Annotated in this window: 3 protein-coding genes; all 3 read left to right on the plus strand. The window is 68.4% G+C overall.

All coding sequences use genetic code 11. From position 1 onward, the window contains the following. Nucleotides 1–877 (plus strand): FtsQ-type POTRA domain-containing protein (locus tag KZA10_RS11860; protein WP_256934776.1); only part of this gene is annotated, 877 nt, incomplete at its 5' end. Nucleotides 878–1,042: 165 nt separating this feature from the next. After that, on the plus strand, nucleotides 1,043–2,185 hold the full coding sequence (gene ftsZ / locus KZA10_RS11865) for a cell division protein FtsZ (protein WP_017830231.1): 1,143 nt from the start codon (nucleotides 1,043–1,045) through the stop codon (nucleotides 2,183–2,185). Further along, the coding region (locus KZA10_RS11870) for an alanine racemase (protein WP_218682980.1) at nucleotides 2,182–2,671 on the plus strand (490 nt) is incomplete at its 3' end. The genes ftsZ and KZA10_RS11870, both read left to right, overlap by 4 nt.

Below are 2,671 nucleotides of genomic sequence, written 5' to 3' on the forward strand. Positions count from 1 at the left end.
CGCGCCGGCGGCGACGTCTCGCCGACGACGTCGCGACGCCGGAGTGGAGGAAGAGCTCGCCTCGATCGACGCGATGACTCCCGGCGACAGCGCGCACGACGACTCGGGCGATGACCCGCAGCCGACATCGACGCGAGATGTCTGGCGTGCGGCGCGTGCGCGACGCAAGGCGCTTCGCGCCGAGATCCGACGCTTCACCCAGCGATCCCGACGGCGCAGGATCATCTGGTTGAGCAGCATCGGCGCCGCGCTCCTGCTCGTCGGGGGCAGCGTCGCGGCGGCCTACAGTCCGCTCTTCGCCGTGCAGAAGATCACCGTCGACGGTGCCACGAGCCTCGACCCCGCAGTGATCGAGGCCGCCCTCGGCGACCAGCTCGGAACCCCCCTCGCGCTCGTCGATTCGAGCAAGGTGAAAGCGGCGCTGCTCGCCTTCCCGCTCATCGAGACGTATGCACTCGAAGCGCGCCCGCCGCACGACCTCACGGTGCGCATCGTGGAACGCACCCCGGTGGGCGTCGTCCGTTCGGAGGCCGGCTACACGCTGGTGGATGCCGCCGGTGTCGCCCTCTCCACCACCTCGGATCAGCCGGCGGGGCAGCCGGTGATCGACGTGGAGGGTGGTGTGGATTCCGCGGCTTTCCGCAGCGCCGGTCTCGTCGTCCGCTCTCTGCCTTCCGACGTGCGCGCCGCCTTGACCGGCATCAGGGCCACGACGGCCGATGACGTGACCCTGACTCTCAGCAGCGGGCTGACGGTCGTCTGGGGGAGCGCCGAGAAGTCCGCGCTGAAGGCCATCGTCCTCTCGAAGACCATGGCGGCGAAACCGGATGCCGCCTCGATCGATGTCACTTCTCCCGAGGTCGCGGTCGCGGGCTGATCGCTTTCGCGGGGCAATGGCGCGACACGCCCGTGTCTTCGCGCGCACGCGGCCGGGCGGCGCTTACCTTCGATCAAAGAGAACGCAATACCGGGAAATACTTTACACCTCTACTTGAGGTTTAAGGTTCACCCACTTCCAGGCTCGAATAATCGGAGGCCGGCCATGAGCCAGAACCAGAACTACCTCGCCGTGATCAAGGTCGTCGGCGTCGGCGGTGGCGGCGTCAACGCCGTCAACCGCATGATCGATCTCGGCCTCCGCGGAGTCGAGTTCATCGCCGTGAACACCGACGCCCAGGCGCTGCTGATGAGCGACGCCGACGTCAAGCTCGACGTGGGCCGCGAACTCACCCGCGGCCTCGGTGCCGGTGCCGACCCCGAGGTGGGGCGTCGTGCCGCCGAGGACCACGCCGAAGAGATCGAGCAGGCGCTGACCGGCGCCGACATGGTCTTCGTCACGGCCGGCGAGGGCGGTGGCACCGGAACCGGCGGCGCGCCCGTCGTGGCTCGCATCGCGAAGTCCATCGGTGCCCTCACCATCGGTGTCGTGACCAAGCCGTTCTCGTTCGAGGGTCGTCGTCGCCAGAGCCAGGCCGAGGCCGGCGTGTCCAAGCTCAAGGAAGAGGTCGACACCCTCATCGTGGTGCCGAACGATCGTCTCCTCGAGATCAGCGACCGCGGCATCTCGATGATCGAGGCCTTCGCCACCGCTGACCAGGTTCTCCTCGCCGGTGTGCAGGGAATCACCGACCTCATCACGACCCCGGGTCTCATCAACCTCGACTTCGCCGACGTGAAGTCGGTCATGCAGGGCGCGGGATCCGCGCTCATGGGCATCGGATCCGCACGCGGCGCCGACCGTGCGATCAAGGCCGCCGAGCTGGCCGTGGAGTCTCCGCTCCTGGAAGCGAGCATCGAGGGCGCGCACGGCGTGCTCCTCTCGATCCAGGGTGGCTCGAACCTCGGCATCTTCGAGATCCACGATGCGGCCGACCTCGTCAAGGAAGCCGCTCACCCGGAGGCGAACATCATCTTCGGTACCGTCATCGACGACACGCTCGGCGACGAGGTGCGGGTGACGGTCATCGCGGCAGGCTTCGACGGCGGCGAGCCCTCTCTGCGTCTGGACCCGATGGTCGTGTCTCGGCCGGCCGCGACGACGCTTCCCGAGGTCGCGCTCACCGAAGAGACCGAGAGCAAGACCGAGACGGTCAAGCCCGAGCCCGTGCAGCAGCGTGTGCCGGCGACCAGCATCGAGCCGGCCTTCGCGGATGACGACATCGACATCCCCGAATTCCTGAAGTGACCCCGCCGGTCGACGCCTCGGGGTCGTCCCTCCTGGCGGCGCGGCTGTCGGCGATCGACGAGAAGATCGCCGTGGCCGCGCACGCTGCAGGGCGTAGCGCCGAGGAGATCACCCGCATCGTGGTGACGAAGTTCCACCCGGCATCCCTGGTGCGCGACCTGTACGAGCTCGGTGTGCACGACGTCGGCGAGAACCGCCAGCAGGAGCTGTCGGCCAAGCAGGGCGAACTCGCGGCTCTGGATCTGCGCTGGCATTTCATCGGGCAGGGGCAGACGAACAAGGCTGCCGCGATCCGCAGGAGTGCGGGCGTCGTGCATTCGGTCGATCGCGATCGATTCGCCGATGCCCTCCACCGGGCGGCGGACGGCGACGATCGGCTCGACGTGCTCGTGCAGATCAACCTCACCGATGATCCCGGTCGCGGGGGAGCCACGCCCGCTCAGGCGGTCGCACTCGCCGAGCACGTCCTGGCGCTGCCGTCGTTGC

Source organism: Microbacterium sp. BF1, from assembly GCF_019279095.1.
Taxonomy (GTDB): domain Bacteria; phylum Actinomycetota; class Actinomycetes; order Actinomycetales; family Microbacteriaceae; genus Microbacterium; species Microbacterium maritypicum.

What these genes read in the sequence shown, in the direction of transcription:
- ftsZ (WP_017830231.1), top strand. Translation starts at nt 1,043, where the DNA reads ATGAGCCAGAACCAGAACTACCTCGCCGTGATCAAGGTCGTCGGCGTC.